The organism is Novosphingobium sp. SG720 (genome assembly GCF_012275365.1).
GTDB classification, from domain to species: Bacteria; Pseudomonadota; Alphaproteobacteria; order Sphingomonadales; family Sphingomonadaceae; genus Novosphingobium; species Novosphingobium rhizosphaerae.
This window is the reverse complement of sequence record NZ_JAAZQN010000001.1, coordinates 1,613,528-1,638,163: the sequence shown is the minus strand read 5'-3', so window position 1 is coordinate 1,638,163 and position 24,636 is coordinate 1,613,528. Positions and strand designations below refer to the sequence as shown.

Annotated in this window: 21 protein-coding genes; 7 read left to right on the top strand and 14 right to left on the bottom strand. The window is 65.5% G+C overall.

The annotated features are described in order from the left end of the window. Window positions 1–22: 22 nt before the first annotated feature. The 5 genes from FHW94_RS07390 to FHW94_RS07370 are packed head-to-tail and all read right to left on the bottom strand — an operon-like array spanning window position 23 to window position 4,933. The gene (locus FHW94_RS07390; RefSeq protein WP_210425471.1) at window positions 23–1,690 is read right to left on the bottom strand and encodes a methyl-accepting chemotaxis protein; all 1,668 of its coding nucleotides are present in this window, start codon (window positions 1,688–1,690) and stop codon (window positions 23–25) included. Between the two features lie 35 nt (window positions 1,691–1,725). Beyond that, window positions 1,726–2,229, bottom strand: coding sequence for a chemotaxis protein CheW (locus FHW94_RS07385; RefSeq protein ID WP_168555009.1), 504 nt, complete (start codon window positions 2,227–2,229; stop codon window positions 1,726–1,728). A 3-nt stretch (window positions 2,230–2,232) separates the two neighbouring features. Then, on the bottom strand, window positions 2,233–4,260 hold the full coding sequence (locus tag FHW94_RS07380) for a chemotaxis protein CheA (protein ID WP_168555008.1): 2,028 nt from the start codon (window positions 4,258–4,260) through the stop codon (window positions 2,233–2,235). Beyond that, complete coding sequence (locus tag FHW94_RS07375; RefSeq protein WP_168555007.1) at window positions 4,257–4,625, bottom strand: response regulator; 369 nt, start codon at window positions 4,623–4,625, stop codon at window positions 4,257–4,259. The genes FHW94_RS07380 and FHW94_RS07375 overlap by 4 nt, the downstream gene beginning before the upstream one ends. Then, window positions 4,622–4,933 carry an STAS domain-containing protein gene (locus FHW94_RS07370; RefSeq protein ID WP_246865917.1) on the bottom strand — a complete coding sequence of 104 codons (312 nt, stop codon included), beginning with the start codon at window positions 4,931–4,933 and terminating at the stop codon, window positions 4,622–4,624. Before FHW94_RS07370 ends, FHW94_RS07375 begins: the two co-directional genes overlap by 4 nt. 175 nt (window positions 4,934–5,108) lie before the next feature. Here FHW94_RS07370 and FHW94_RS07365 point away from each other — a divergent pair, with 175 nt between their 5' ends. Next, window positions 5,109–6,047 carry a DMT family transporter gene (locus FHW94_RS07365; RefSeq protein WP_168555006.1) on the top strand — a complete coding sequence of 313 codons (939 nt, stop codon included), beginning with the start codon at window positions 5,109–5,111 and terminating at the stop codon, window positions 6,045–6,047. Here the strand turns inward: FHW94_RS07365 and FHW94_RS07360 are convergent. From FHW94_RS07360 to FHW94_RS07345, 4 genes are all read right to left on the bottom strand, one after another. After that, window positions 6,013–6,477: a MerR family DNA-binding transcriptional regulator gene (locus FHW94_RS07360; RefSeq protein WP_168555005.1), complete on the bottom strand. Its 465-nt coding sequence runs from the start codon at window positions 6,475–6,477 to the stop codon at window positions 6,013–6,015. The two genes, FHW94_RS07365 and FHW94_RS07360, sit on opposite strands and share 35 nt — an antisense overlap. A gap of 79 nt (window positions 6,478–6,556) precedes the next feature. Then, window positions 6,557–8,194, bottom strand: a complete 1,638-nt coding sequence (locus FHW94_RS07355) for a long-chain fatty acid--CoA ligase (RefSeq protein ID WP_168555542.1) — start codon at window positions 8,192–8,194, stop codon at window positions 6,557–6,559. Window positions 8,195–8,331: 137 nt separating this feature from the next. Further along, complete coding sequence (locus FHW94_RS07350; protein WP_168555004.1) at window positions 8,332–9,633, bottom strand: outer membrane protein transport protein; 1,302 nt, start codon at window positions 9,631–9,633, stop codon at window positions 8,332–8,334. Window positions 9,634–9,679: 46 nt separating this feature from the next. Then, on the bottom strand, window positions 9,680–10,048 hold the full coding sequence (locus FHW94_RS07345; RefSeq protein ID WP_246866017.1) for a DUF2147 domain-containing protein: 369 nt from the start codon (window positions 10,046–10,048) through the stop codon (window positions 9,680–9,682). Window positions 10,049–10,370: 322 nt separating this feature from the next. Here FHW94_RS07345 and FHW94_RS07340 point away from each other — a divergent pair, with 322 nt between their 5' ends. The 3 genes from FHW94_RS07340 to FHW94_RS07330 are packed head-to-tail and all read left to right on the top strand — an operon-like array spanning window position 10,371 to window position 15,628. Continuing rightward, window positions 10,371–11,504 (top strand): thiolase family protein, encoded by a 1,134-nt coding sequence (locus tag FHW94_RS07340; protein ID WP_168555003.1) that lies wholly within the window; start codon window positions 10,371–10,373, stop codon window positions 11,502–11,504. Then, on the top strand, window positions 11,504–13,822 hold the full coding sequence (locus tag FHW94_RS07335; protein ID WP_168555002.1) for a 3-hydroxyacyl-CoA dehydrogenase/enoyl-CoA hydratase family protein: 2,319 nt from the start codon (window positions 11,504–11,506) through the stop codon (window positions 13,820–13,822). The genes FHW94_RS07340 and FHW94_RS07335 overlap by 1 nt, the downstream gene beginning before the upstream one ends. 15 nt (window positions 13,823–13,837) lie before the next feature. After that, on the top strand, window positions 13,838–15,628 hold the full coding sequence (locus tag FHW94_RS07330) for an acyl-CoA dehydrogenase C-terminal domain-containing protein (RefSeq protein WP_168555001.1): 1,791 nt from the start codon (window positions 13,838–13,840) through the stop codon (window positions 15,626–15,628). Window positions 15,629–15,739: 111 nt separating this feature from the next. Here the strand turns inward: FHW94_RS07330 and trmFO are convergent, their stop codons facing one another. The 3 genes from trmFO to gyrA are packed head-to-tail and all read right to left on the bottom strand — an operon-like array spanning window position 15,740 to window position 20,216. Continuing rightward, window positions 15,740–17,077 (bottom strand): methylenetetrahydrofolate--tRNA-(uracil(54)-C(5))-methyltransferase (FADH(2)-oxidizing) TrmFO, encoded by a 1,338-nt coding sequence (gene trmFO, locus FHW94_RS07325; RefSeq protein WP_168555000.1) that lies wholly within the window; start codon window positions 17,075–17,077, stop codon window positions 15,740–15,742. A gap of 5 nt (window positions 17,078–17,082) precedes the next feature. Continuing rightward, on the bottom strand, window positions 17,083–17,433 hold the full coding sequence (locus FHW94_RS07320; protein WP_168554999.1) for a DUF952 domain-containing protein: 351 nt from the start codon (window positions 17,431–17,433) through the stop codon (window positions 17,083–17,085). Then, on the bottom strand, window positions 17,430–20,216 hold the full coding sequence (gene gyrA, locus FHW94_RS07315) for a DNA gyrase subunit A (RefSeq protein WP_349237456.1): 2,787 nt from the start codon (window positions 20,214–20,216) through the stop codon (window positions 17,430–17,432). Before gyrA ends, FHW94_RS07320 begins: the two co-directional genes overlap by 4 nt. Window positions 20,217–20,518: 302 nt before the next feature. Between gyrA and FHW94_RS07310 the strand changes: the two genes are divergently transcribed. Further along, entirely contained in the window at window positions 20,519–21,859 is a 1,341-nt protein-coding gene (locus FHW94_RS07310) for a hypothetical protein (RefSeq protein ID WP_168554997.1), read from the top strand. A gap of 78 nt (window positions 21,860–21,937) precedes the next feature. On the opposite strand, the gene FHW94_RS07305 is transcribed toward FHW94_RS07310, so the two are convergent. Next, complete coding sequence (locus FHW94_RS07305; protein ID WP_168554996.1) at window positions 21,938–22,591, bottom strand: carbonic anhydrase; 654 nt, start codon at window positions 22,589–22,591, stop codon at window positions 21,938–21,940. Window positions 22,592–22,658: 67 nt separating this feature from the next. Between FHW94_RS07305 and lipA the strand changes: the two genes are divergently transcribed. Together lipA and FHW94_RS07295 are read left to right on the top strand one after the other, a co-directional pair. Further along, on the top strand, window positions 22,659–23,606 hold the full coding sequence (gene lipA, locus FHW94_RS07300; protein ID WP_168554995.1) for a lipoyl synthase: 948 nt from the start codon (window positions 22,659–22,661) through the stop codon (window positions 23,604–23,606). Window position 23,607: 1 nt separating this feature from the next. Then, a complete protein-coding gene (locus FHW94_RS07295; RefSeq protein ID WP_168554994.1) occupies window positions 23,608–24,072 on the top strand; it encodes a type II toxin-antitoxin system RatA family toxin in 465 nt (154 codons plus the stop codon). Window positions 24,073–24,104: 32 nt separating this feature from the next. On the opposite strand, the gene FHW94_RS07290 is transcribed toward FHW94_RS07295, so the two are convergent. Further along, window positions 24,105–24,632 (bottom strand): CinA family protein, encoded by a 528-nt coding sequence (locus tag FHW94_RS07290; protein ID WP_168554993.1) that lies wholly within the window; start codon window positions 24,630–24,632, stop codon window positions 24,105–24,107. Window positions 24,633–24,636: the final 4 nt, after the last annotated feature.

The window sequence follows — 24,636 nt, the reverse complement described above, 5'->3', positions numbered from 1 at the left end:
TGGCAACAGGGCATCGCGGCGATCATCCGACGCCCTGCCTGAAGTCATCGTCGTCGTCGTCCTCGCCACCGGCCGAGAGATCGATCGCAAAGCCCTTCAATCGGGTCTGCTGGTCGGCAAGCGAACCCAGCCGGGAAGGGACGGACCTGCTTGGCCGGCGGACCGCTTTCGCCACCGGTTTGCTGGAGGTAGTGCGCGTTGCAGTGCGCTTGGCGCTGCGCGTAACCTGGCGCAGGGCGTCTTCCCGCTGGAAGAACGCAAGGCTGGCCTGCAGCTCGTCTGCCTGGGCGGCGAGCTCTTCCGACGTGGCCGAAACTTCCTCAGACGCGCCGGCGTTCTGCTGGGTCACCTGGTCAAGCTGCTGGATCGCTTCATTGATCTGCGCCGCGCCGATATCCTGTTCGCGGCAGGCGGCGCTGATCTCGCTGATCAGCTCGGCGGTGCGGCGAATATCGGGCACCAGGCGCGTGAGCATGTCGCCCGCTTCCGTTGCGGCCTTGACCGTGTCGGCCGAAACCGCGCCGATTTCCGATGCAGCGGTCTGGCTGCGTTCGGCGAGCTTGCGCACTTCGCTGGCCACCACGGCAAAGCCCTTGCCGTGCTCACCGGCGCGCGCGGCTTCTACCGCAGCGTTGAGTGCCAGCAGGTCGGTCTGCCGGGCAATTTCCTGGACGATGCCGATCTTGTCGGCGATCGTGCGCATGGCTTCCACCGCGCGGTTCACCACCGCGCCCGAGCTTTCGGCATCGCGCGAAGACTGCCGCGCGATCTTTTCGGTCTGTGCGGCGTTGTCGGCGTTCTGCTTGATGTTGGCCGCCATTTCTTCCATCGCGGAAGAGGCCTGCTCGGCTGCGGCGGCCTGCTCGGAAGCGCCTTCCGAAACCTGTTGCGAACTGGCGGCGAGTTGCTGGCTGCCGGATGACACGTTTTCAGCCGCTTCGCCAACCTGGTTAGAAAATTCGCGCAAGTTGTCGACCAGGCGGTTGATCGCGTTCTTCATGCGCTGGTGATCGCCATCACAGACGATCTCCACCTTCTCGCGCAGATCCCCGTCGCTGACTTTGGCCAGCACGCGATTGCCCTCGGCAATGGGCACAAGGATCGCGTCGAGCATGCTGTTGATGCCACGCACCAGGCCGGCAAAATCCCCCGCAAAGCGGTGCGCTTCGCCGCGCTGTTCGAGTTCCCCGGCGGTCGATGCCTTGATCAGGCGCTGGATTTCGCCGGTGATCTCGCGCAGGTTGCGCCGCAGATCCTCGATATTGTCGTTGATGAACGCCTTCTTGCCGGGAAACTGTTCGATCGGCGCATCGAAATCGCCTTGGCCGAAAGCCTTGATGCAGGCCATCGCCTTTTTCTTCACGGCAATGTGCTGGCCGACCATGTCGTTGATCGCGGTCGCAGCTTCCTTCAAGTCGCCGTTGAAGCGGTCCACCGGCAAGGCGATGTCGATATCCCCACGATCGTGTTCGGCCGCCATCGTGCGCACGCTGGCGGTCAATTCGCCCATCGGGCGCGTGGCGGTGTCGAGCAGGTGGTTGATGGCATCGGCCAGAACGCGTACCTGGCGGCCACCGCTGTTGCCGATCAACCGCGCGTCAAGATCGCCAGATGCGATGGCGGCCTCGACGCGGGCGATTTCGTGCAGGGTGTGGTCCGGAAATCCGGTCAATAGCGCGTGAAGTGACATGGTTTCAGGCCTTTCCCTTGGCAGAGCGGCAGCAATCATTCATGGCCTGCGCCCCTGCTCGATTGTCTTGGCGTGGCGTCGAAAATGGCGCCCAGGGCGGGAAGCACGATGACCCCGTCGGCGCGACGCACGAATTCGCGCACGAATTCGCGGCGCCAGCGCAGGCCCACCTGCGGCGGTTCCGAACTGTCGCTGCGCGACAGCATCGCCACTTCGTGCACTTTGTCGGTGCGCAGCCCGATATGCGTCGCTTCGCCATCGATCGGCGTTTCGATCACCACGATGCGGCTGTCGGGCGTGGGTGGGGTGATCGGCATGCCGAACGCCACGCGCAGATCGGCGATCGGAATGATCTTGCCACGATAGTTGACGATGCTGGCCACCAGCGGCGCGGCACCGGGCACGCGTGTTTCCGGCAGCAGATCGACGATTTCGCGAATATCGGTGGCTTCGATCGCCAGTTGCTCGGTGCCCACGTCGAACGTGAGGACTTCAAGCTGGCCATGGTCGTCCCACGGCGTTTTGGGGGTGTCGGTCATCGCTTAGCCCACGGCGCGGAGCCGTGCCTCCCGCTGTTGGCCCGAAGCCACGAGTTGCATGATGTCGAGAATCAGGGCGACGCTGCCATCGCCCAGGATCGTTGCGCCGGAAAAGCTGTTGACCGCGCGATGCACGTTGGACATCCACTTGATCACGGTCTGGTGGCTGCCGATGATCTGGTCCACCACCAGGCCCACGCGCTCACCCGCGGCAGAGATCACCACGATCTTCTGGTGCGGATCGGGCTCTGCCCCGGTTTCGAACAGATCGTGCAGGCGCAGGAATGGCACCAGTGCGTCACGCAGGCGGATCATGCTGCGTCCGCGCGTGCGCAGGTCCTCGTCGGCGGAAAGCTCGATGCACTCTTCGACGGCGGCCAGCGGAATGACATAGCAACCCGTGCCCACCCGCACGAGCAGCCCCTCGATGATCGCCAGGGTCAGCGGGATGCGCAGGGTAAAGGTGGAACCCTTACCTTCCTGGCTGGCGATATCGATCGTGCCGCGCAGGCCCTCGATCGTGCGCTTGACCACATCCATGCCCACGCCGCGCCCTGATAGGTTGGTCACTTGCGCGGCGGTGGAAAATCCCGGCGCAAAGATCAGTTGCAGCAGTTCATGGTCCGAAAGCGCCTGGCCCGGCTGGATCAGCCCGTTGCCCTCGGCCTTCGCGCGCACCCGCTCGCGGTTGATGCCCCGCCCATCGTCGGTGATGGTGATCAGCACTTCGCCCCCGGCGTGGGCGGCGGTAAGCATGACCTGCCCGGTCACCGGCTTGCCAGCGGCAAGGCGTTCATCGGGCGCTTCCAGGCCGTGGTCGCAGGCATTGCGGATGAGGTGGACGATCGGATCGGCCAATTGCTCGGTTACGGTCTTGTCCACCTCGGTGGCCTCGCCGTCGGTCAGCAGTTCGATCGCCTTGCCGGTGTCGCGCGCCAGATCGTGGATCAGGCGGCGGAAACGGCCGAACAGGTTGGCGATGGGCACCATGCGCAAGACCATCATGGTGTCGCGCATTTCGCTGACGAGCCGTTCGATTTCTTCGGAAATCGAACGCAGTGCCACTTCGCCGGTCGCGCCGATCAGACCACTGTTGGCCAATTGCGACAGGCGGCTTTGCACGATGACCAGTTCGCCCACGCGGTCCATCAGCACGTCGAGGCGTTCGGCCGGCACGCGCACGCTTTCGCCCGCGCGCGGCGCCTGGCGCGCAGCACCTTCGGCAGCGGCCGGCGCGGCGACAGCCTGCGGCATGGCGACGGGGCCAGGCAACGCGGGGGAGGGCGCATCGACGCTACCCGGCGCGTGGGCGGCTTCCTGCGCTATGGCAAACGGGGTGAGCGACATTTCCATGTCATCCATCACGAAGATGAACACGTCCTCGATCGCGTCGCGGCTGACATTGCCGGTCAGCGTGATGTCCCAGCCGATCATGCATTCGGTGGGGATCAGGTCGGGCAGCGCGGGCAGGCGGTCGCACAGCGCCACCACCCGGCAATCGCCAAGCTCGCGCAGCTCGTCCAGCAGGCTCAACGGGTTGGTCCCATTGGCCATCGCCGTTGCCGGCAACCGGAAGACGAGATGCCAGCCGGTGGCGGGGGGCTCGTCCGCCGTGGCGGCCGGCGCGGGGGCCAAGGGCGCCTGAACCGTGGCGCCGCCTTCGGGCAAGGCCGCCTGCAGGCGCGCCAGGATCGCGTCGCCGGTCGCTTCCAGCCCGGCGCCATCGCCATCGACCAGCGCGCGCATGTGGTCCATGGCCGAAAGGATCACGTGGACCAGTTCCGCCGTTGCCGGGAACAGGCCCTTGCGAACGCGATCGAACGCAGTTTCGCAATGGTGCGTGAACGTCGCCAGCGCATCAAAGCCGAACATCGCCCCCGAACCCTTGAGGGTGTGCAGGCCGCGAAACACGGCATCGATCAACCCGCGATCGTCGAGGCGGTTGGACAAGTCGAGCAGGGCCTGTTCGATCTGGTCGAGCAGGTCGCCGGCTTCCACGCGAAACGCGGCTATCGGGTCAGAATCGCTCATCGGCCCAACACCTTCTTGGCAATGCGCAGCAGCTGGTCGGGCTGGAATGGCTTGACCAGCCAGCCGGTGGCGCCGGCAGCGCGGGCTTCCTGTTTGATGGCATCGTCCGACTCGGTGGTCAGGAAGATGATCGGCGTGCCCATCTGGATAGGCAGCTTGCGGATCTCGCGGATCATCGACAGGCCATCCATGTTGGGCATGTTGAGATCGGTGATGATCATGTCGAACTTCTGGCCCTGCGCCTTGCCCAGGCCTTCCAGGCCGTCGCAGGCCTCGGTCACGGTGTAGCCCGCGCCGGTCAGCGCGATGCGGGTGGCCAGGCGCAGACTGCTGGAATCGTCAACGGTGAGGATCGAGGCCGTCATTGCGGAAGTTCTCCGTGGAACCAGAATTCGAGGGTTTCTGGGCTCGGCTCGGTCAGAAAGCCGGCACGGGCCAGCAGCGCGGCCACAGCCGGGTTGGCCGGGGCGGACAGGCGCAGCGCGCGGCTGTCCCGCACGGCATGTTGGCGCGCGGTTTCCACCAGTTGCACCAGCGTAAGATCGGCATCGGCCACGTCCGAGAGATCGAGCACGAGCGAAGCGTGCGATTCCAGCGCGTCAGCCAGGCTGGCCCACGCGTCGGCGATGGTTTGCATGTTGGCCTTCGGGCCCAGACTGAGGGTAAAACTCATGGCACACTCCGCAGAACGGGCCATGAATTACGGTAGCAGCCTGAAATCGCAGTAAGGTGGCCCTGCGGCATTTCCCCTAGGGGCAGGAATTATAGCCAGCTGCGCGACACTGGCCCCGGGGCGAAATATCGACTAAGGCGCGCCGGCCATTTCCCCTCATCATACCGGACGTTTCGTGACCGATCGCAAGCCTGTCGATGCCGCTGCCGTTGCCATCATGGTCGTGCTTTGCGCGATCTGGGGATCGCAGCAGGTTGCCATCAAACTGGTGGCCAGCGCGATGAGCCCGCTGCTGCAGATGGGTCTGCGCTCGGGCCTTGCGGGCCTCGCCACGCTGGCGGTGGTGCTGTGGCGCGGGGAAGGGCATGCGATCAATCGCGGCACGGTGCTGCCCGGGCTGGCCATCGGCATGCTGTTCGGCACCGAATTCCTGCTGGCAGGCGAAGCCTTGCGCTTTACCAGCGCCTCGCACGTGACGATCTACCTCTATACCGCGCCGATCGGGGCTGCGCTGGGCCTGGGCCTGTTGCGACCCGACGAGCGCCTGCGCGCCGGGCAGTGGGTGGGGATTGCCCTCTCATTTGCCGGGGTCGTCCTGGCGTTCAGCGGCGGGGGCGAGGGCGCGGGGTATCCCCATGGCAGCCTGGGCGATGCCCTGGCGCTGGGCGGTGCGTGCGGCTGGGCCTGCACCACGCTGGTGCTGCGCAACTCGACGCTGGCCAATGCCCCGGCGTCGGTCACGCTGTTCTACCAGTTGATGGGCGCGTTCCTGCTGTGCACCCTGGCGGCGCCGGTGCTCGGCGAAACTGCCGTGCATGTCACGCCGGGCCTGCTGGCGAGCCTGGGCTTCCAGGTCGTGATCGTCGCGTTCCTCAGCTACCTTACATGGTATGCGCTGCTGCGCCGCTATAGCGCCGCGCGGCTTGGCGTGCTCAGCTTCATGACGCCGATGTTCGGCGTGGCGGCCGGCGTCTTCGTGCTGGGTGACAGCCTCGATGCAGCGTTCATCACCGGGTCCCTGATGATCCTTGCTGGGATCATCATCGTCAGCACGGCCGAAGCGCTGCCGGCGCGGCTGCTCAAGTGGCGGCCGCGCCCCGCCTTGAACCGGTAAGCTCGCCGATCTTGTCGATCGCTTCGGCTTCCATCGCCTGAAGCTCGGTCATGGTCTTGAGCAAGGCGCTATGCTGGCTTTCCAGCTTGCGCAACCGGCTGCGGATATGCGCCACCAGATGCTGCAATTGTTCCAGCCGGGTGGGATCGACATCATAGAGATCGAGGAATTCCTTGATCTCGCGGATGGTGAAGCCCAGTCGCTTGCCGCGCAGGATCAACTGCATCCGCGCCACTTCGCGGTGCGAATAGATCCGCGTGTTGCCCACGCGCGCCGGCTCGATCAGGCCCTTGTCCTCGTAGAAGCGCAGGGTGCGATGCGTAACGCCAAGGCGCTTGGCCACGTCCTGGATTCCCTGCAGCCCATCCTCGGGTGCGGGTGGCGGCGGTTCTGCTGCCGCCTCGGGCGGATCGGGCAGAGTGTCTATCATGGTGGCCAAAGTTCCCCCCAAAATGGCTTTACCTATTGCGCCGCAACACGCGGATTGCAACGGCCTGATCGCTGCCCGATCAGGCGGGGCTGGTGGCGGCCGCCGCAGCTTCGGCTTCGGCCTTGGCGCGCTCTTCGGCCACGAGTTCCTTCTTCGACAGCTTGCCCACCATCGTCTTGGGCAGGCTGTCGCGAATTTCCACGGCCCGCGGCACCTCGATCTTGTTGAGATGCTCGGCCAGGAAAGCCAGAATCGCCTCGGGCGCTACGCTGGTGCCGGCGTGCAGCTTGACAAAAAGCTTGGCGCTTTGCCCGCGATAGCGATCGGGAACGCCGATCGCGATGGCTTCTTCGATCGCCGGGTGCAGATAGGCAGCTTCCTCGATCACGCGCGGATAGACATTGTATCCCCCACTCAGGATCAGGTCCTTCAGGCGGTCGACCAGGTAGAGATAGCCGTCCTCGTCCAGATGGCCCACGTCGCCCGTGCGCAGCGCGCCATCGACAAAGACCTTGGCGGTATCCTCGGGGCGTTGCCAGTATCCGGCCATGACCTGCGGCCCGCGCACGCAAACTTCGCCATTGGTGCCAAGTGGCAGGATGGTTTCGGGATTTTCGGGATCGCGGATCTCGATCACGGTGCCTGGGAAGGCCTGTCCGCAGCTGTTGGCGCGAATGTCGCCATCCACGGGATTGCACGTGACAATGGGCGAGGCTTCGGTCAGGCCATAGCCTTCGCACACCCGCGCGCCGGTGCGCTGCTCGAACGTCTGGCGCACTTCCAGCGGCAGCGGCGCCCCGCCCGAAATGCACGCGCGCAGGGCGGACAGATCGGGCACCTTGGCATCGTCGAGCGCGTTCATGGCGATGAACAGCGTGGGCACGCCGAAAAACAGCGTGGGCGGCTTGCGCTTAATCGTCGCCAGCATCGCGCCCATTTCAAACCGCGGCATCAGCACCAGTTCCGATCCTACCAGGATCGAGAAATCGAGCACCGCCGTCAGCGCGAAGACGTGGAAGAACGGCAGCACCGCCAGGGTGCGCTGCGGCGCGGGCAGATCGCCGTGGATATGCGCCTGCTGCTGCAAGGCATTGGCCGTGAGATTGCGATGGGTCAGCATCGCGCCCTTGGGCGTGCCGGTGGTGCCGCCTGTATATTGCAGCACGGCGAGGTCATCGGGCGCCAGTGCCACCGGCTTGGGCGGATCGCCCCGCGCGATCAGGTCGCAAAAGCGCATGTGCAGCGCATCGTGGGCATAGCGGGCGTGATCGCGGCGCTTGAACAGGCGCCAGCCCCAGGCTTTCACGCGCGGCAGGATGCCGGCCATCGGACAGACCAGGATCGTGGCAAGCTGGCACTCATCGGCGATCGCCAGAACCTTGCCGTGGATCTCGCGCAGATCGGGAACGGCCACCACGCGCGCGCCACTGTCCTTCAACAGGTGGCACATCTCGCTTTGCGTGTAGAGCGGGTTGAGATTGACGACGACCGCGCCGATCTTGAGCGCGGCGAAATAGAGCACGATGTAATAGGGTGTGTTGGGCAGGCACAGCGCCACCCGGTCTCCCTTGCCCAGCCCGAGATCCTGGAAACCCCGCGCAGCGCGCTCGACCATGCGGCCCAGCGCGCGATAGGTCCAGGTGCGGCCCATGAAATCCACCGCTGGCCGATCGCCGTGATCGCGTACGGCGTTGTCGATCAGGTCGCCCAGCAGCATCACCGGCGGGGACCAGTCGGGCGGCAGGGCGTCGGTTTGCGAAATAGCCTTGGTAGGGGGGGCAGCGACCATGACAGCTTCCGGCTGGAGGGAAAGGATGGCGCCGGAACCCACGGGGGTTCCGGCGCCTTGGGTGATCAGAACGCGATCCGTCCACCCAGCGAGAGCACCACGACGTGGGCCTTCTGCAATTCGCCGTTGACCAGGATCGGCGTTTGCGCGGCCGTGCCGGCATAAGCGGCGGTCACGCGATTGATCGGCGCATTGGCCAGCGTGAGGTAATTGGCGGCCACGTCGATCTTGAACGCGCGGCTGAGCGAGTGAGTCGCGCCCAGGGCAAAGTTCCAGCGATTGCTATCGGGCACGCGGGCATCGCGATCGGTCGGCTGCACGGGCGAAACGTCGCGCTGCACGCCGCCACGCACGGTCCACTTGGGGCTCAGATCGGCGTCAAAGCCCACCGAAACCGCCCAGGTGTTGCGATAGTCTTCGGGAATGGCGGTGTTGAGCGGGCTGCCCAGCTTGATCGAATCGAATTCGGCCCAGCCAAAGCGGGTGGCCTGCGCGTTGAGCGTGAAGACCGGGCTCACTTTCCAGCGCCCGCCGAACGTCAGCTGCCAGGGCGTGGTGAATTCCGCCTGCGTGGAAATCGTCCCGTTGTTGGCGGCCAGCGGACCCAGCAGCCCGGCAATCACCACGTCGCCGTTGAGCTTGTGCGTGATGGCAGACTTGTAGCTGAGACCCACGGTCACGGCCTTGCCGCGGAACTGCACGCCGGCCGAATAGCCCACGTCCCAACCCTTGCCCTTCAAGGTCTGGCTGCCATCGGGCAGCGCGGCCAGCAGGTTGGGCAGGGCATTGCCCAGCGTGGCGTCGGCGTGTTCCACGTTGACCGCAGCACCGATCGAAATCACCGGGGTAAGCTGCAATGCCACGCTCGGCTGGATGTCGATCGTGCGCAGCTTGGTGGTCAGCGCGGTGTAGCGCGCCCAGCTGGTGCCCGAATATTCGGTGGTGAAGTTGTAGGGAGCGGTCACCGCCAGGCCCACGGCCAGGTCACGGCCCAGGGCATGGGCGATCGCGCCAGAGGGCACGACGCCCTTGTGGATCGGATTGTGGGCCACGCTGTCGCCACCCACGGCGGCCGCCGGCTGTCCGGGGCGCTTGATAAGGGTGCCGTTGTTCACCACGTCGCCCGAAGGCAGGATGCCCGTCGCATTGAGCGCAGCCTCGCCGCCGGTCATCCCGGCGATGCTGGCAGGGTTCCACCACAGGCTGTCGACGCCGGTATCGGCCACTTCGCCCGAATAGGCGCGGCCGGTGGCCTTGGCCGACTGGTCCTGAAGATAGAAGCCGCCAGCCAGGGCAGGGCTGGCCAGGCCGGCCGTGCCCGCCAGAAGCATGGCGCAGGCCAGGGTGCGGCGGTTGTTCAGGTTCATCTCTCTCACTCCCATGCAAATTCTTGTTGCTTGTGGTTTCTTCACGTCAGCGCAGCCGCTTCCAGGTCTGCGTCTTGCACAGCGGCCACACGATGCAGCCCTTCAGCTTGAGCGTGTCGGGATCGGCGATCGTGATCGTCGCCTTGTATGTCCCGCCGTCCTCGGGATTGTAGATCGATCCGCCTTGCCAACCGTCGTTGCTGCGCGTGAAACCTTGCAGAATGGTCAGCCCCTTGAGCGGGCGACTGCGCAGCGCGGCGTTCTTGTTGTTGCCGTCGGCAAAGGCGGGATTGGCGCGTATGCTGTCAGATTCCACCAGGCGGCCGCAGATCGACGGGCCGCAAGGCGCAATTTCGACGACACCGTGCTTGGTGGGCGTGGACCAGCGGCCGATGGCCTGTTCCGGTGCCGCCATGGCGGGGGTGGCATAGGCGCCCACCGTTGCCCCTATCAGGGACACTACGGTGATCGCCAACAACGGCTTTCCTTTCATCATTCTTCATCCTCGACCCAACAACCGAAAGCCCAGAACCAAACAGGCGGCCGTGCGTTTCGATATCCGGTTTCCACCCAGCCTTTCTTGCCTGGCCGGTGTGCGACTCACTCTATGCCCCAAATTTTGGTTGACGTATAGGGAAAGTTGAGCACCATTACGGACGAAAGCAGCGCCAAGGGTGATTCCGTGCTATCGGAAGTGCTCGGGGTAGCTGCCCCACCTGACGAGGATGCCGAAAATCATGCCAAATGCGGTCATCGCCGGATATGCCCGGTCGCCGTTCCACCTTGCCGGCAAGGGTGCGCTCGCCCGCACTCGGCCCGACGATCTCGCTGCCGCCGTCATCAAGGAACTGGTGCAACGCACCGGCCTTGCCTCCGATGCCATCGAGGATCTGATCGTCGGCTGCGCTTTCCCGGAAGGCGAACAGGGTTTCAACGTGGCGCGCCTGATCGGCCTGATCGCCGGCTTGCCCCGCTCGGTCGGCGGGATGACGGTCAACCGGTTCTGCGGCTCTTCGATGAGTGCCATCCACTATGCCGTGGGCCAGATCGCCGCTGGATCGGGCGAAGTGTTCATCGCCGCCGGCGTCGAGTCGATGAGCCGCGTGCCGATGATGGGCTTCAACCCGCTGCCCAACCCGGCGCTGGCCAAGGCCAGCCAGGCCTATATCGGCATGGGCGACACCGCAGAAAACCTCGCCAGCCAGTACGGCCTTTCGCGTGAAACGCAGGAAGCGTTCGCCGTGGCCAGCCAGCAGAAGGCCGCCGCCGCGATCGCTGCGGGCAAGCTCAAGGACGAGATCGTGCCAATCGAGACCAAGGCCGGTGTGGTCGATACCGACGGTTGCCCGCGGCCCGGCACCACGGCCGAGGCGCTCGCCAGCCTCAAGCCCGCGTTCAGCGCCACCGGCACGGTCACGGCCGGCACGTCCTCCCCGCTGACCGACGGCGCCAGCGCCGTGCTCGTGGCGAGCGAAGACTATGCCCGCGCCCATGGCCTGCCGATCCTGGCGCGCATCAAGTCGATGGCGATTTCCGGTTGTGCGCCTGAAATCATGGGCATCGGCCCGGTCGAGTCGAGCCGCAAGGCCCTGGCCCGCGCGGGCATTTCGGTTGCCGATCTCGACGTGATCGAACTGAACGAAGCCTTTGCCAGCCAGGCATTGGCCTGCATCGCCGATCTTGGGCTCGATACCGCCAAGATCAACCTGGATGGCGGCGCCATCGCGCTGGGCCATCCGCTCGGCGCCACCGGCGCGCGCATCGTGGGCAAGGCCGCCAGCCTGCTGCAGCGCACCGGCGGCAAATATGCCCTGGCCACCCAGTGCATCGGTGGCGGGCAGGGTATCGCCACGGTTCTGGAGGCGATCTGATGCCAGAAGCCATCAAGAAAGTCTGCGTGATCGGCGCGGGCACCATGGGCGCGGGCATCGCCGCCCAGGTGGCCAATGCCGGCGTGCCGGTCCTGCTGCTCGATATCGTGCGCGATCCGGCCAACCGCAACGCGGTGGCACAGGGTGCGCTGGAACGCCTGCGCAAGGCCGAACCTGCCGCCTTCATGAGCAAGCGCGCCGCCAAGCTGGTGGAAGTGGGCAATATCGAGGATGATCTCGCCCGCGTTGCGACATGCGACTGGGTGATCGAGGCCATTGTCGAGCGGCTCGACCTCAAGCACGCGCTCTATGAAAAGCTGGAGGCCGTGCGCCGCCCCGGCACGGCGGTGTCGTCCAACACCTCGACGATCCCGCTCGAACAGCTCGTCGCCGGGCGCAGCGAGGGCTTTGCCCGCGATTTCCTGATTACCCACTTCTTCAACCCGCCGCGCTACATGCGCCTGCTCGAAGTCGTCGCCGGTCCGGCCAGCGACGCGGCGCTGGTCGCCAAGGTCAGCGACTTTGCCGATCGCGCCCTGGGCAAGACGGTGGTGCGCGCCAAGGACACGCCAGGCTTCCTCGCCAACCGTGTCGGCACGTTCTGGATCCAGCAGGCGATCAACGCCGCGCTGGACCTGGGCCTGACGGTGGAAGAAGCCGATGCCGTGGTGGGCAAGCCGATGGGCGTGCCCAAGACCGGGGTGTTCGGCCTGGTGGACCTCGTCGGCATCGACCTGATGCCGCATCTGAAGGCGAGCCTAACCGCCACGCTGCCGGCGGACGACGCCTATCGCGCGATTGCCGTCGATCATCCGCTGATCACCAAGATGATCGCCGATGGCTATACCGGCCGCAAGGGCAAGGGCGGGTTCTACCGCCTCAACCGCGAAGCCGGAAAGCGCAAGGAAACCATCGACCTGGTGAACGGCGAATACCGCCCCGCCGCCAAGCCGCCGACCATTCCGGGCGCCGCGCTCAAGGACTTGCGCGCGCTCGTCGGCCTCTCGGGCAAGCTGGGCGCCTATGCCTGGGCCGTTCTCAGCCCCACGCTGTCCTATGCCGCCAGCCTCGTGCCGCAGGCGTCTGACGATATCGTCGCCATCGATGTGGCAATGAAGCTGGGCTACAACTGGAAATTCGGCCCGTTCGAACTGATCGACAAGCTCGGCACCGCCGCGTTTGCCGATCGGCTCAAGGCCGAAGGCAAGCCGGTGCCCGCCATTGTCGATCTGGCTGCCGGCCGCCCGTTCTATCGTGTCGAAGGCGGCAAGCGCCAGGCGCTGGGGCTGGATGGCGAATACCACGATGTCGCCCGCCCCGAAGGCGTGGTCCTGCTCGAAGACATCAAGCTCTCGGCCAAGCCGCTGCTCAAGACCGCTTCGGCCGCGTTGTGGGATGTGGGCGATGGCGTCGCCGCGCTCGAATTCACCGGCAAGATGAATGCCCTGGATGGCGAGGTGATGAAGCTGATCGGCCAGGCGATCCCGCTGGTGGCCGAAAAGTTCAAGGGCCTGGTCATCTACAACGAAGGCAGCCACTTCTCGGCCGGCGCCAACCTGGGCCTCGCGCTGTTCGCCATGAACATCGCCGCCTGGGGCGAGATCGAAAAGCTGGTGGCCGGCGGGCAACAGGCGTTGAAGGCGCTGAAATACGCGCCGTTCCCGGTGGTCGGTGCGCCCTCGGGCATGGCGCTGGGCGGGGGCTGCGAAGTCTTGCTGCATTGCGATGCCATCCAGGCCCATGCCGAAAGCTATATCGGCTTGGTCGAATGCGGCGTCGGCCTGGTGCCGGGCTGGGGCGGCAACGGCGAAATGCTCGATCGCTGGCGCCACAATCCGGCCCTGCCCAAGGGGCCGATGCCGGCCGTGGCGAAGGTGTTCGAAACCGTCTCCACCGCCACCGTCTCGAAATCGGCGGCCGAGGCGATCGAGCATGGTTTCCTGCGCCCCACCGACCAGGTGACGATGAACCGCGATCGCCTGTTGGCCGATGCCAAAGCCCGCGCGCTGGCCTTGGCCGAAGGCTATCGCCCGCCCGAACCGCCGGTGTTCCTTGTGCCCGGTGCCGGTGGCAAGACCGCGCTCGACATGGCGGTGCAGGGCTTCCGCGCCCGAGGCCTCGCCACCCCGCACGACGAAGTGGTATCCGGTGCCCTTGCGCGCATCTTGACGGGTGGCGATGCTGACCTGATCGATACCGTGACCGAAGACGACCTGCTGGCGGCCGAGCGTCGCGAATTCACCAGCCTGGTGCGCAATCCCGCGACACAGGCCCGGATCGAGCATATGCTCAAGACCGGCAAGCCGCTTCGCAACTGATTGAGGAGATTTGCCATGCAGATCTATACCGCTCCCCTGCGCGACATGCGCTTCGTGCTCAACGAATTGCACACCGACGATGGCTATGGCGACATTCCCGCCCTGGCCGATTTCACCCCTGACCTGACCGAAGCGGTGCTGACCGAGGCGGCCAAGCTGTGCCAGGACGTGCTCCTGCCGCTCAACCGCAGCGGTGACGAAGAGGGCTGCACGTTGGAAAACGGCGTGGTCCGCACGCCCAAGGGCTTCATCGAGGCCTACAAGGCCTTTACCGAAGGCGGCTGGAACGCCCTGGTGCTGCCGCCCGAATGGGGCGGTCAAGGCGCGCCCGAGGCAGTTGGCAAGCTGGTCGAGGAAATGATCTGCGCCACCAACGTGTCGTTCAGCCTCTATCCCGGCCTCACCAATGGCGCGATCGCGGCGCTCACGGTCTATGCCAACGACACGCTCAAGCAGGACTACCTGCCCAAGATGGTCAGCGGCGAATGGTCTGGCACCATGTGCCTGACCGAGGCGCATTGCGGCACCGATCTGGGCCTGCTGCGCACCCGCGCCGACCCCGATGGCGATGACGGCTACAAGATCAACGGCGCCAAGATCTTCATCTCCGCCGGCGAGCACGACCTGACCAGCAACATCGTCCACTTGGTGCTGGCCCGCCTGCCCGATGCGCCCAAGGGCGTGAAGGGCATCAGCCTGTTCCTGGTGCCCAAGTACCTGCCCGATGCCGATGGCAATCCCAGCGTGCGCAACGGCGCCAAGTGCACCGCGATCGAACACAAGATGGGCCTCAAGGCTTCGGCCACCTGCCAGATGCTGTTCGAGGATGCCAAGGGCTGGCTGATCGGCGAACCCCATCGCGGGCTCGAAGCCATGTTCACGATGATGAACGCCGAGCGCGTCGGCGTCGGCATCCAGGGCCTGGGCATTGGTGAGGCGGCGTACCAGTCCGCCGTGTGGTATGCCAAGGACCGCCTGCAAGGGCGCTCGCTGTCTGGCCCCAAGCACCCGGACAAGCCGGCCGACCCGATCATCGTGCATCCCGATGTGCGCCGCATGCTCTTGACCATGCGCGCCTGGAACGAAGGCTGCCGGGGCGTTTCGGCCTGGGTGGCCCGTGCGCTCGACGCTGAAAAGCACGGGGCAGAGCCGGAACAGCGCCAGCGCGCGTCTGACTTCGTCGCGCTGATGACCCCGGTGGTGAAGGCGATGTTCACCGACCTCGGCCTCGAAAGCGCGAGCCTTGCGGTGCAATGCTATGGCGGCCACGGCTTCATCCGCGAAAGCGGGGTGGAGCAGTACATGCGCGATGCGCGCATCGCCATGCTCTATGAAGGCACCAACGGCATCCAGGCGCTCGACCTCGTCGGCCGCAAGATGCCGGCCGAAATGGGCCGCTACTTGCGCAGCCTGTTCCACCCGATCAGCGACTTCATCGAAGCGAACGCGGAAGATCCCGCGATCGGCAAGATGGTCGCTGGCCTCAAGCGTGCGTTCGAGGCGCTGCAAGGCGCCACGGCGATGATCGCCGAGCGCGGCATGAAGGATCCCGAAGAAGGCGGCGCCGCTGCCACCGATTACCTGCGCCTGATGGGTCTGGTCGCCATGGCCTATTGCTTTGCCAAGGCCACCAAGATCGCCTCGCGCGCGCTCATGTCGGGCACGGGTGAACCGGCGTTCTACAAGGCCAAGATCGATACCGCGCGCTTCTTCTATGAAAAGCTGCTGCCGCAGTCGGCCGCGTTGTTCCTGGCGATCAAGGCCGGCAAGGGCTCGGTGATGGACTTCGCCGAGGAAGCGTTCTGAGGTTGCGCTAGGCTTCGCCCCCCCAACCCCTCCTTGCGAAGAGGAGGGGAGTAAGGCCCTGATAAAAAGCCCCCTCCTCTTTAGAGGAGGGGGTTGGGGGTGGTGGAAACCTTAAACCAACGCCTCAAGCCAAGGCCCGAAATCCGCCTTGCCGCGCGCGGTATAGGCTTCCTTGCGCACCTTCTTCTTCACCGACGGATCGACCGGCGGAAACAGGCCGAAATTCACGTTCATTGGCTGATAAGTCTCGGCTTCCGCATCGCCGGTAATGTGCCCCAGCAGCGCGCCCAGCGCCGTGGTGGCGGGCGGTGGCGTCCAGTCGCGGCCCGCCAGTTCGGTTGCCGCCATCAGCCCCGCCAGCATGCCGACCGAGGCACTTTCGACATAGCCTTCGCAGCCGGTAATCTGCCCGGCAAAGCGGATGCGCGGGGCCGATTTGAGGCGCAATTGCCGATCGAGCAGCGTGGGCGAATGGATGAAGGTGTTGCGGTGCAGGCCGCCCAGTCGCGCGAACTCGGCGTTTTCCAGGCCGGGAATGGTGCGGAACAGGCGCACCTGCTCGGCATGCTTGAGCTTGGTCTGGAAGCCCACCATGTTCCACAGCGTGCCCAGCTTGTTGTCCTGGCGCAGCTGCACCACGGCATAGGGCCAGCGCCCGGTGCGCGGATCGTCCAGCCCCACCGGCTTCATCGGGCCAAAGCGCAAGGTGTCCTCGCCGCGCTCGGCCATCACTTCGATCGGCATGCAGCCATCGAAATAGGGGGTGTTGGCCTCCCATTCCTTGAACACGGTCTTTTCGCCGTCGAGCAGGCCCTGGCGGAACGCCTGGTACTGCTCCTTGTTCATCGGGCAGTTGATGTAATCCTTGCCGGTGCTTTCCGGTCCGGCGGCCTTGTCCCACCGGCTCGCCATCCAGCACACGTCCATGTCGATCGAATCACGATAGACGATCGGCGCGATGGCATCGAAGAACGCCAGGCTTTCCGCGCCCGTGGCCGTGCCGATGCTGCTGGCGAGCGATGCAGCGGTCAGCGGCCCGGTGGCGACGATGGTCATGCCGTCTGCGGGCAGGGCGTCCACCCGCTCGCGCACCACCTCGACATTGGGCAGTTCGCCCAGCGCTGCTTCGACCGCAGCGGAAAACACATCGCGGTCCACCGCCAGGGCAGAGCCTGCGGGCACGCGCGCCTTGTCGGCGGCGGCCATGATCAGGCTGTCGCAGCGGCGCATCTCGTGATGCAGCAGGCCAACCGCATTCTTCTCGTCGTCGTCAGACCGGAACGAGTTGGAGCAGACCAGCTCGGCCAGGCCGTCGCCCTGGTGCGCGGCGGTGGTTTCCCCGCTGCCGCGCATTTCGGAAAGCCGCACGCGAAAGCCACGCCGCCCCAGTTGCCAGGCCGCCTCGCTGCCGGCCATGCCGCCACCGATGATGTGAATCTGATGCGTCATCGCCGTTACGTCGCGTCGGGAAGCGCCACGCTGCCGTCGGCCTGGCGCGCCAAGGGCTCCAGCGCCACCACCGCCGCCAGCGGCAGCGGAGCGTAAAGGTGCGGAAAATGTGCCCCGCCGCGCGAGACTTCCCAGCGCACGGCTTCGCCCAGGGCCAGCAGATCGACGGCCGCCACGTGCAGGTCGCTCTGCCCGGCAAAGTGCTTGTCCACCGTCTCGGTCAACTGACCGGCCGTGGACATGTGGATATAGCCATCGGCCAGGTCCACCGGCGCGCCGCCGAACATGCCGCTTTCCAGCTGCGCGCGCTGCTCGGCGGTCAAAACCTTGTAGGCAATGGGATCATGGGTGCTCATTCGTCCGCACCGCCTTCATCGGCAGCAGCCGGCCCGGCATTGCCGTCCGCTTCGCCGGTGTCGATTTCGACATCGGCGATTTCCGCACCTTCCTCGGCGTCCTGCTCGGCGAGGCGCACCGCGCCCACAACGTGCTCGTCGCCCGACACGTTGAACAGGCGCACCCCGGCGGAACCGCGCCCGATCACCCGCAGCGAGGAAAGCGGCAGGCGGATCAGCTTGGCCTGGTCGGTCACCAGCATGAGCTGGTCGGCCTGGCTGGCAGGGAAGCTGGCGACCACCGGCCCGTTGCGGCCGATATTGTCGATATTGGTGATGCCCTGGCCACCGCGCCCGGTGCGGCGATATTCATAGGCCGAAGAGAGCTTGCCATAGCCGTTGGCGCAGACCGTCAGGATGAACTGCTCCTTGGCCACCAGTTCCTGGTAGCGTTCGGCGCTCATCTGCGGTTCGCCTTCCTTCTCGGCCTTCCACGGGGCAAAGCGCAAGTAGTCCTCGCGCTCGTCCTGGTCCTTCACGCCGGCACGATGCAGGATCGAGAGCGAGATCACTTCGTCCCCGTCCTTCAGCGCCATGCCGCGCACCCCAGTGGACGTGCGGCTCTGGAATTCGCGCACATCGTCCGCCGGGAAGCGGATTGCCTTGCCCGCGCGGCTTGCCAGCAGCACATCGTCACCTTCGGACAGCAGCGCCACGCCGATCAGGCGGTCCTCGCCGTCTTCCTCGAACTTCATCGCATACTTGCCGTTCGACGGGATATTGGCAAACGAATCCATGGCGTTGCGGCGCACGTTGCCCTTGGCCGTGGCGAACATGACGTTGAGGTTGCCCCACTCCGCCTCGTCTTCCGGCAAGGGCAGCACGGCGGCAATCGTCTCGCCCTGGTCCAGCGCGGGCAGCAGGTTGACCACCGGGCGGCCGCGCGTGGCAGCGCCGCCTTCGGGCAGGCGCCACACTTTCAGGCGATAGACCTTGCCGGCGGTGGAGAAGAACAGCACCGGGGTGTGGGTGCTGGCCACGAACATCGTGGCAACCGCATCCTCTTCCTTGGTCGCCATGCCCGAGCGGCCCTTGCCGCCACGGGCCTGGGCGCGGAACGTGGAAAGCGGGGTGCGCTTGATGTAACCGTCGAGCGTGACGGTCACGACCATGTCCTCGCGCTCGATCAGGTCTTCATCGTCGATGCCATCGGCCGCCGGCATGATCTGCGACAGACGCGGCGTGGCATAGGCGGCGCGCACGTCCACCAGTTCCTGGCGCATCACGGCATAGAGCTTCTGCCGGTCGGCCAGGATCGCCAGGTATTCCTTGATCGCGGTGGAAAGCTTTTCCAGTTCGTCGCCGATCTCGTCACGGCCCAGCGCCGTCAGGCGGTGCAGGCGCAGATCGAGGATGGCGCGGACCTGGATTTCCGACAGGCGATAGGTGCCTTCGCCGGCCACGGCATCGTCTTCGATGGCTTCGACCAAGCGGATATAGGGCGCGATTTCGCCCATCGGCCATTCGCGCGCCAGCAGCGCCTCGCGCGCCAGGGCCGGGTTGGCCGAACCACGGATGATCTTGACCACTTCATCCAGGTTGGTCACCGCCACGACCAGGCCAAGCAGCACATGGGCGCGATCGCGCGCCTTGCTCAGCTCGAACTTGGTGCGCCGCGTGATCACTTCCTCGCGGAAGCGCACGAAGCTTTCGATGATGTCCTTGAGCGTCAGGATTTCCGGGCGGCCGCCACGGATGGCCAGCATGTTCGCCGGGAAATTGGACTGGGCAGGGGTGTTGCGCCACAGCTGGTTGAGCACCACCTCTGGCGAGGCATCGCGCTTGAGGTCCACGACCACGCGCACGCCTTCGCGATTGGATTCATCGCGAATGTCGGAAATGCCTTCGATCCGCTTGTCCTTGGCGGCTTCGGCAATCTTTTCGACGAGGTTGGACTTGCCCACCTGATAGGGGATCGAGGTCAGCACGATGGAGCGGCGGTTGGCGTCGCGTCCGCGGCCTTCCTCCACCTCGTGACAGCAGCGCATCATGATCGATCCGCGGCCCTCGGTATAGGCCTTGCGCGCGCCGTGAGCGCCCAGGATCAGCGGGGCAGTGGGGAAATCCGGGCCGGGGATGATCTGGATCAGCTCGTCGATCGAGATCAGCGGGTTGTCCATATAGGCCAGGCAGCCATCGATCACTTCGCCCAGGTTGTGCGGCGGAATGTTGGTGGCCATGCCCACCGCGATGCCACCCGCGCCGTTGACCAGCAGGTTGGGGAAGCGCGCCGGCAGAACCTGCGGTTCGTTTTCCGCGCCGTCGTAGTTGGGCTGGAAGTCGACCGTGTCCTTGTCGATATCGGCCAGCAGCGAGTCCGCCACTTTGGCCAGGCGCGCTTCGGTATAGCGCATCGAGGCCGGCGGATCGGGGTCCATCGAGCCGAAGTTGCCCTGGCCGTCGATCAGCGGCAGGCGCATCGACCAATCCTGGGTCATGCGCGCCAGCGCATCATAGATCGCGCTGTCGCCATGGGGGTGATACTTACCCATGGTATCGCCCACGATGCGGGCGGACTTGCGATAGGGCTTGGTCGAAGTGAAGCCGTTCTCGTGGCTGGTCCACAGGATGCGGCGGTGGACCGGCTTGAGGCCGTCGCGCACATCGGGAAGCGCACGCGCCACGATCACGCTCATCGCGTAATCGAGGTAGCTGGTCTTCATTTCGTCGACGATGTCGATCCGCTGGAATTCGTGTTCCGGCGTGCCGGGGGTGGGATCGAGATTGGGTGTGTCGTCGCTCACGATGGTGGCTTTGTCGTTTCGTTGTCTGGAAAGAATTGCCCCTAGGCGCCTTTCGCGCAAAAGGCCAGCAAGCATGCCGTTTCCGACATATCTTGCGATCAGTTTTCCACACATGCGACAAGCTGCCTGAACGGCAGGACGAATTGCCATTCAATCCGCGTTCACGGCGTGGCACCTAATGTGCCAAGTGTTGCCAAGGGCGTCATTCCGCGCCACTAGCGCAGGGCCGACCAGGGTAAGCGGCATTGGACTGTGTTTGCCAAACGGCACGGGCAATGTCGGGGTCGAACAGGAGATACAAGATGCGCGGTTCTTTGTGGAATTCGGGTAAGGGCACGATTGCGCGCGCGGCTGTGGCCGTTGCGCTGGCGAGTGGCCTTGGCATGGGCGCCATGGTCGCCCCCGCGATCGCCAAGGAAGCCAAGAAGGAAGAAGGCGGCGGCAATTCCAAGGAATTCGCGGCAGCTGCCGCGCCGTTCCAGAAGTCGTTCAACGATTGGCAGGCCACCAAGGGCAAGGCCGCCGATGCCGATTACAAGGCCGGCGCGCAAAAGCTGGTGTCGGAACTCGGTCCGGTGGAAACCGGCGCCAAGACGCCGCTCGACCGCCTGATCCTGGGCCAGTGGCAGCAGATCCTCGGCGGTGCGCTGGGCGACGGCGCCCTGCAGCAGAAGGGCCTGCAGAACATGGCCGACAGCGGCCAGCTCGGCGCCGACAAGCAGCCGATGGTGCAGTATTTCCTGGGTGCCACGGCCTACCAGAACAAGGACTATGCCACCGCAACCAAGGCGCTCAAGGCAGCGGTTGACGCCAACTACAGCGAAGACAACGCGGCCGAACTGCTGGCCGATTCCTATGTCCAGCAGAACCAGCCGACGCAGGCGCTCGACGCGCTCAAGGCCGCTGTGGCCACCCGCAAGGCGGCCAACGGCACCGTGCCGGTCAGCTGGTACAAGCGTGGCCAGGTCATTGCCTATAACGCCAAGCTTGGCCCGCAGGCGATCGAATGGGGCCTGCTCTCGGTGACCGCCGATCCCACCCCGATCAACTGGCTGGGCGCTGGCCAGTTGACCCGTGAATTCAGCCAGTTCGGCAAGGAAGAATCGGTCGACCTGGGCCGTCTGTTCCAGCGCACCGGCGCGCTTGGCGTGGACAAGCAGTACACCGGCCGCGAATATGTCGAATACATCCAGGCCGCCGACCCGCGTCGCCTGCCCGGCGAAGTGCAGAAGATTGCCGAGCAGGGCGTGGCCGCAGGCGCGATCTCGGCTTCCGACCCGTTCGTGTCCGACGCGCTGAGCCAGGCGAAGGCCCGTATCGCCGCAGGCGACAAGGCCTCGCTGGGCGCGCTGGAGCGTGACGCGGCCAAGGCCGCCGACGGCAAGCTCTCGGCCATCACCGCCGACGCTTACCTCTCGTATGGCGAAGCGGCCAAGGCCGAAGCGCTTTACAAGGCCGCGCTGGCCAAGGGCATTCCCGCCCAGGCCGACAAGGACCGCGTGGAAACCCGCCTGGGTATCGCCTTGTCCGACCAGGGCAAGTACGATGAAGCCAAGGCCGCCTTTGCCACCGTCACCGGCGGCGTGCGCGCCCCGCTGGCCCAGCTGTGGACCCAGTATGTGATCACCAAGGGCGCCAAGTAAGCGTCCTTCGGGATTACCCGAAACGAGAAGGGCGGCTCCTTGCGGGGCCGCCCTTTTTCGTTGCGGGAATGGATCGCTTCAGGCCGCAGGGGTGAACGCGCCGGTTTCCTCGTCCAGCAGGTGCAGGATGCCGTCGGAAATGGCGAAGAACGCGCCGCGCAAGGTCAATTCGCCGGCGGCTTCCTTTTCCTGCACCCAGGGGAACGTGCGCAGGTTGGCCAGGCTGGCTTTGACGCCGGCCAGTTCCATGGCCCGTTCCGCAGTGCGGCCGGTGGTGCCGTGCTCGGCCACCACGGGCTTGCGCGCATCGTCCAGCAGCGAGATCCAGTCGGCCACGAAGCCGCCTTGGCCGCGTGCGGTGCCGGCCATTTCCTGGGTCAGCGCGGCGCGGCAGCCGCCGCACATGCCGTGGCCCATCACCACCACTTCCTTGACCTTGAGCACCTGGATCGCAAATTCCAGGGCGGCCGAAACACCGTGGTGCCCGGGCGTGGTTTCGAAGGGGGGCACCATGGCCGCCACGTTGCGCACCACGAACATCTCGCCAGGATCGGTGTCGAACACCTGGGCAGGATCGACGCGGCTGTCGGAGCAGGCGATGATCATCACCTTGGGCTCCTGCCCTTCGCGCAAGCGCTCCCAGCGCTCACGATGCGGGGTCCAACCATTGTCACGGAAGCGGCGATAGCCGGCGATAAGCTGTTCCAGCTCGGGGGAAGTCGGGTTTGCCATGGCCAAAGGGCATGCCGTGTTCATTTGACACTTTCAAGTGCCCCAAGATGCGCCTATCTGCGCTGGCATGACCGACACTGCCAGCAACCGAGAGCCCATCCAGCCGCAGCGCACCCGCAAGCCTGACTGGATTCGCGTAAAGGCGCCCACCAGCAAGGGCTATGGCGAGACGCGCCAGTTGATGCGCGACTTGAAGCTCAACACGGTGTGTGAAGAGGCCGCGTGCCCCAACATTGGCGAGTGTTGGACCAAGAAACACGCGACGGTGATGATCCTGGGCGACGTGTGCACCCGCGCCTGCGCGTTCTGCAACGTCAAGACCGGCATGCCCCGCGCGGTCGATGCATCCGAACCAGGCCACGTGGCCGAAGCCGCCGCGCGCATGGGGCTTGAGCATATCGTGATCACCTCGGTCGACCGCGATGACCTGCCCGATGGCGGCGCCAGCCAGTTCGTCAAGGTGATCAAGGCGCTGCGCGAGCAGACGCCGCAGACCACGATCGAAATCCTCACGCCCGATTTCCGCAACAAGATGGAAAGCGCCGTCGCCGCCATCGTGGAAGCGGGGCCGGACGTCTACAACCACAACCTGGAAACCGTGCCCCGGCTCTATCCCACGATCCGCCCCGGCGCGCGCTATTACGCTTCGCTGCGCCTGCTCGAGCAGGTCAAGCGGCTCAATCCGATGATCTTCACCAAGTCGGGCATCATGCTCGGCCTGGGCGAGGAACGCCTGGAAGTGCACCAGGTGATGGACGACATGCGCTCGGCCCAGATCGACTTCCTCACCATGGGCCAGTATCTCCAGCCCACGCCCAAGCACACCAAGGTGATGGAATTCGTCACGCCCAAGGCCTTCGATGCCTATGGCGCGATCGCGCGGGCCAAGGGCTTCCTGCAGGTGGCATCGAGCCCGCTTACCCGGTCGAGCTATCACGCCGGCGAAGACTTTGCCCAGATGCGCGCCGCGCGCGAGGCGCAGTTGGCCAAGGCGGCGGCACGTACCGGGGCCTGAAATGCCGCGCATTGCCGAACAGCGGCGGCTGCAATGGTCGCCGGAGCAGATGTTCGACCTGGTTGCCGACGTGCGCCGCTACCCAGAGTTCCTGCCCTGGGTGGTGGCCACGCGGATCAAGACGGACAGCGAAACCGAAATGGTGGCCGACATGCTCGTCGGCTTCAACGCGCTGCGCGAAAAGTTCACCTCGCGCGTGCGCAAGGTCGCGCCCGACCAGGCCCATAACGCCCGGATCGAGGTGGAATATCTCGATGGTCCGATGAAAAGCCTGTCCAACACCTGGGCTTTTCGCCCAGGCGAAGATGGCACCGGCTGCGTGATCGATTTCAACGTGGATTTCACGTTCCGCAACGCGCTGTTCGAAAAGCTCGCCGGCCAATATCTCGATCGCGCGTTCCGCAAGATGGTCGCCGCGTTCGAAACCCGCGCTGCCAAACTCTACGGCACCGAACAACCCGCATAACCGCCGCGAGAGGGGAGGAGGGCGCTAGCCCCTCATTCCTCGCCCGGCGGCAGCAACAAATCCAGCGCGCACAGCGTTGCCTGGTGGCGCACGGCGCTGCGCGTGCGGCATTGGTCGAACAGCCGCGTCTCGGCCATGATGTCTTCCGGGTTCTGCCCGCGTTGCGCGCGCGCGAACACCACGGTGCCCACCGGCTTCTGTTCCGATCCGCCATCGGGCCCGGCAATGCCGGTGATGGCCACGGCCACGTCGGCGCGCGAATGGGCAAGGGCGCCTTGCGCCATGGACCATGCTGTGGCCACCGAAACCGCCCCCACGGCATCGATCACGTCCATCGAAACACCCAGCACTTCGTGCTTGGCCTCGTTGGAATACGTGACGAAGCCACGATCGAGCACGGCCGACGAGCCGGCAATCTCGGTCAGCGCCGCTGCCACCATGCCGCCGGTGCAGCTTTCCGCCAGGGCCACGGTCCGGCCCAGGCGGCGATTTTCATCGATCACGCGCTGGGCCAGCGCCACGATATCGGGCGGGAGAAGGCAATCGGTTTCCGGGGGCATGATA

Excerpts from the sequence above, each read along its gene's own strand:
- FHW94_RS07390 (WP_210425471.1), bottom strand. The coding sequence starts at position 1,690 with ATGTCACTTCACGCGCTATTGACCGGATTTCCGGACCACACCCTGCAC.
- FHW94_RS07385 (WP_168555009.1), bottom strand. The coding sequence starts at position 2,229 with ATGACCGACACCCCCAAAACGCCGTGGGACGACCATGGCCAGCTTGAA.
- FHW94_RS07380 (WP_168555008.1), bottom strand. The coding sequence starts at position 4,260 with ATGAGCGATTCTGACCCGATAGCCGCGTTTCGCGTGGAAGCCGGCGAC.
- FHW94_RS07375 (WP_168555007.1), bottom strand. The coding sequence starts at position 4,625 with ATGACGGCCTCGATCCTCACCGTTGACGATTCCAGCAGTCTGCGCCTG.
- FHW94_RS07370 (WP_246865917.1), bottom strand. The coding sequence starts at position 4,933 with ATGAGTTTTACCCTCAGTCTGGGCCCGAAGGCCAACATGCAAACCATC.
- FHW94_RS07360 (WP_168555005.1), bottom strand. The coding sequence starts at position 6,477 with ATGATAGACACTCTGCCCGATCCGCCCGAGGCGGCAGCAGAACCGCCG.
- FHW94_RS07355 (WP_168555542.1), bottom strand. The coding sequence starts at position 8,194 with ATGCTGCTGGGCGACCTGATCGACAACGCCGTACGCGATCACGGCGAT.
- FHW94_RS07350 (WP_168555004.1), bottom strand. The coding sequence starts at position 9,633 with ATGAACCTGAACAACCGCCGCACCCTGGCCTGCGCCATGCTTCTGGCG.
- FHW94_RS07345 (WP_246866017.1), bottom strand. The coding sequence starts at position 10,048 with ATGGCGGCACCGGAACAGGCCATCGGCCGCTGGTCCACGCCCACCAAG.
- FHW94_RS07340 (WP_168555003.1), top strand. The coding sequence starts at position 10,371 with ATGCCAAATGCGGTCATCGCCGGATATGCCCGGTCGCCGTTCCACCTT.
- FHW94_RS07335 (WP_168555002.1), top strand. The coding sequence starts at position 11,504 with ATGCCAGAAGCCATCAAGAAAGTCTGCGTGATCGGCGCGGGCACCATG.
- FHW94_RS07330 (WP_168555001.1), top strand. The coding sequence starts at position 13,838 with ATGCAGATCTATACCGCTCCCCTGCGCGACATGCGCTTCGTGCTCAAC.
- trmFO (WP_168555000.1), bottom strand. The coding sequence starts at position 17,077 with ATGACGCATCAGATTCACATCATCGGTGGCGGCATGGCCGGCAGCGAG.
- FHW94_RS07320 (WP_168554999.1), bottom strand. The coding sequence starts at position 17,433 with ATGAGCACCCATGATCCCATTGCCTACAAGGTTTTGACCGCCGAGCAG.
- FHW94_RS07310 (WP_168554997.1), top strand. The coding sequence starts at position 20,519 with ATGCGCGGTTCTTTGTGGAATTCGGGTAAGGGCACGATTGCGCGCGCG.
- FHW94_RS07305 (WP_168554996.1), bottom strand. The coding sequence starts at position 22,591 with ATGGCAAACCCGACTTCCCCCGAGCTGGAACAGCTTATCGCCGGCTAT.
- lipA (WP_168554995.1), top strand. The coding sequence starts at position 22,659 with ATGACCGACACTGCCAGCAACCGAGAGCCCATCCAGCCGCAGCGCACC.
- FHW94_RS07295 (WP_168554994.1), top strand. The coding sequence starts at position 23,608 with ATGCCGCGCATTGCCGAACAGCGGCGGCTGCAATGGTCGCCGGAGCAG.
- FHW94_RS07290 (WP_168554993.1), bottom strand. The coding sequence starts at position 24,632 with ATGCCCCCGGAAACCGATTGCCTTCTCCCGCCCGATATCGTGGCGCTG.